Origin of the sequence: Kandleria sp., from assembly GCF_017934775.1 — a bacterium.
GTDB lineage: Bacteria > Bacillota_I > Bacilli_A > Erysipelotrichales > Coprobacillaceae > Kandleria > Kandleria vitulina.
In genome coordinates this window covers 1-3,451 of record NZ_JAGBIX010000051.1, presented here as the reverse complement: position 1 = coordinate 3,451, position 3,451 = coordinate 1, and the positions used below count along the sequence as shown (strand labels likewise).

At 36.6% G+C, this 3,451-nt stretch carries 2 protein-coding genes and 1 rRNA gene; all 3 read right to left on the bottom strand.

The window, feature by feature from the left end:
* Positions 1 to 309: 309 nt before the first annotated feature.
* Positions 310 to 1,251 (bottom strand): 3'-5' exoribonuclease YhaM family protein, encoded by a 942-nt coding sequence (locus tag J6L95_RS05515; RefSeq protein WP_029073070.1) that lies wholly within the window; start codon positions 1,249 to 1,251, stop codon positions 310 to 312.
* Positions 1,244 to 3,217: a glycosyltransferase gene (locus J6L95_RS05510; protein WP_287458432.1), complete on the bottom strand. Its 1,974-nt coding sequence runs from the start codon at positions 3,215 to 3,217 to the stop codon at positions 1,244 to 1,246. The genes J6L95_RS05515 and J6L95_RS05510 overlap by 8 nt, the downstream gene beginning before the upstream one ends.
* 125 nt (positions 3,218 to 3,342) lie before the next feature.
* A 5S ribosomal RNA gene (gene rrf, locus J6L95_RS05505) occupies positions 3,343 to 3,451 on the bottom strand.

The following is a 3,451-nucleotide window of genomic DNA, read 5'->3' as shown; positions in this document are numbered from 1 at the left end:
TTCGTATTTTAAAAACTCGCCCTCAGAAAAGTAATACTGTCTTACATTGTAAATGGCTTCATTGGCAAGATTCTTTGCTATATGGCACAGTTCTCTTATAGTTCTGTAATCTTCCTTTGAAAGACGCTTTACTTGTTGTTTCACGGTAAGATGCATACAGCTTTCTCCTTTCTAAAGACTCGGAAATAGGATTTCCTGTATGTATATTATACCATATATTTTACTGATATTTATCCCACGGTCTAAAGGCACGTGGGTTTTCTGTCGGGAATTTTATAAAAAGTACACTGCTAAGCAATGTACTTTCTTCTATTTCTTCATCTTATAGACATTTCTGTTTTCTAAAGCAAAAATACGTTTTGTATATTCTCCTTCTTCAACCTGATCTTCTGCCTTCAAGAACATATTCATTCTAGCATCAATATTATCAATCAAATAAAGAACTTCTGCTTCTTTTAACTGAGGTAAAACAGGTGAACCATATTCATTCTTTCCATGATGAGAAAGGATCATATGAATAAGAAGCTGCACATGCTCATCATTGATGCCAAGTTCCTTAGCTTTCTCACTGATCATCATAGCACCAATGGAAATATGACCTAACAGGTTACCTTCAACAGTATAATGTGGTGTAATTGGTCCAGATAGCTCTCTGATTTTCCCGATATCATGAAGAATGACACCAGCAAAAAGAAGATCTTCATCTAGACTCTGATACATTTTTGCGGCTGATTTTGCCAATTGCAGCATGCAGTATGTATGATAGATCAACCCTGAAACAAATTCATGGTGATTTCTGCTTGCGGCTGGGAAAAGAATAAATTCATCGCGATGTTCTTCTATTAACGCAGATGTTAATGTCTTATAATCTTCATTCTTCATTCCTGCAATAGTATCTTCGATATCTTTGATCATGATATCCTTATCAAGCGGAGCCTTAGGTAAAAATGCGGATTTTTGCTCATCAGTCATCTCGATGGCTGTCATCTTAATGACTTTCATCTGTCTAGCACCACTGTACTTGATAATATCCCCTTTGCCTTCTACAACTGTACCCTGCACGAAAGCTTCGATATCTTCTTTTTTAACAGACCACATCTTTGCATCAAGAATGCCTGTACTATCCTGCAATGTCAGATTCAGATAATTGCTTTTATTGGCACCATTTGTTTTTCCTACAGTAACCTGAGAAATAATGGCTCTGAATTCGACATTATCCATTCCTGGTTCTAATTCTTTAATTTTATTCATTATCTTCACTCCATACTTCTTCTAAAAGAGATGTAATATCCGAATATTCATATCCTTTTCTCATTAAGAACTGAACAATCTTATTCTTAAGAGACTGTCCTTCATACTTGTTATGATAGCGTCTATAGACACGCTCATATTCCTGTTTTAAAAGAGCCTGTGTCTCTTCTTCAGGAAAATGCATTTCTACATGATCTAAAGCACGATCAACTGTCTCTGTTTTAAACCCTTTGTTAAATAGCTTGCTTTTGATATTAGCAATCAAGGCATTTGGTGAACGGGTATGATTGGCATTATAAAGCTTTTCAATAATCTCTATCGCCTTATCATATTCCAATTCATCCGAAAATGCTTCTAAAGTATGATTGATAATATCAGCACTCATGCCTTCCTTCTTTAAAGAAGCAACTGCACGATTAAAGCCATATCCCTTATTTAAAGATGATTCAATATAGTTATAGCAGTATTCATAATCATCAATCAGCTTCTTTTCTTCTAGATGCGCTATCGTATGAGAAATGACTTCATCACTATAAGGCCCCTTCTTTTCAAGTCTGGCTTTCAACTTAGAGGAAGAATAATCCTTATAAGATAAAAGCTTTAAAGCGGCATTATAACAATCTTGTACCTGTTCAAGATCTCTTAATATATCCAAAGTTTCACGATCTATATCAAGACCTTCACATAACTGAAATTCTTCAATGGACTGTTTCGTAAGCTTGACTAAAAACTGCTGATTGCCTTCATTGACCGTCATCAGATAGCCCGTCTTAGCTTTTGAAATAGATGAAATCTTATAGCAGTATGTAAAACTATCAATGGCTTTCTGATAGACCGCAAGAATTTTCTCATAGAAGATTTCACTAGAAAACTGCTGGGAATCAGTCAACGCCTGTTGGCTTATTTTTTTATCTTCTTCATCAAAAGAAACAAGCTCTTCAATCAGCTCTTCCTTTGTCTCAAAGAAAAATCCATTTTCTCCATTTTTAATCACATCTTCAAGGTTACGGTCATAACGTGCAAAAACAGGTAATCCTGAAGCCATCGCTTCAATATAAGTCAATCCCTGTGTTTCTGATGTAGATGCCGAAACAAAAGCATCAGCGACATGATAATACTGTGGTACAAGCTTAGAATCCTTTGGACCAGTGAAGATCACACAGTCTTCTAATCCTTTTTCTTTTACAAGATCTTTTAACGTAGATAAGCTTGGTCCACCACCAACAATAAGAAGAAGAGCATCCTCTCTCTCCTTAATAATATCCTCCATCGCTTCAATTAAAACATCGATGCTTTTTTCTTGAGCAATGCGTCCTAAGAAAAGGATAACAAAATGATCATCTAAATCATATGTCTTTTTAATATCTTGAATGATTTCTTCATTTCGGTGTTGAGGACTAAAATGATCTAATACAAGACCTGTTCCAATAACGTTCATATTCTTCTCAATGCCATAAGAAGAAAGTTCATCAGCTGTCTTTTGCGATGGCACAATCAGCTGTGCACATGAGTTGCCATAGATCTTAGAAATCTTTTCTATGATCTTCTTCATAACAACATCAATCGGTTTAACGCCTCTGCTTAAATAATGAGAGTAATCAGTCCACATCGTATGATATGTATAGCATACAGGAACATTAAGAATTTCTCCAACAATACGCCCAAATATACCAACGCCAAATTCTGTCTGTACATGAATGACATCAGGCATAAATTCTCTTATTTCTTTCATGCCATCAAAAGAATAAATGGTAGAAGCACGATATCCATAAAGCTTCTTGATATCAATACCAGGTATACGTACTGTCAATGCATCATCCTGATAATCTGAGCCACTTGGCAATTCAGTCGTTACTACAAGCACATGATGACCATGTTTAACGAGTTCATCATGCAATATGCGCGATGAAGTAGCCACCCCGTTTAAATCGGGGAGATATGTATCAGTAAAGATTGCGATATTCATACGACTCATCCTTTCTAATAAGCTATGGATATTTTACTACAAAACCGAGTAGGTATAAAGTCAAAAATATGGGTATTAGACCCAGATTTTGGGTAAAAAAAAGGAGTCCCCTTGGGGACCGGACAGACTGGCAGCGTGCTGTTTTTGCCGTTTCCGACTATCGTCGCCGCTGCGATGCTTAACTTCCGTGTTCGGCATGGGTACGGGTGTGTCCATCGCGCCATCGCCGCCAGA

Coding starts and splice junctions, on each gene's coding strand:
- J6L95_RS05515 (WP_029073070.1), bottom strand. CDS start 1,251: ATGAATAAAATTAAAGAATTAGAACCAGGAATGGATAATGTCGAATTC.
- J6L95_RS05510 (WP_287458432.1), bottom strand. CDS start 3,217: ATGAATATCGCAATCTTTACTGATACATATCTCCCCGATTTAAACGGG.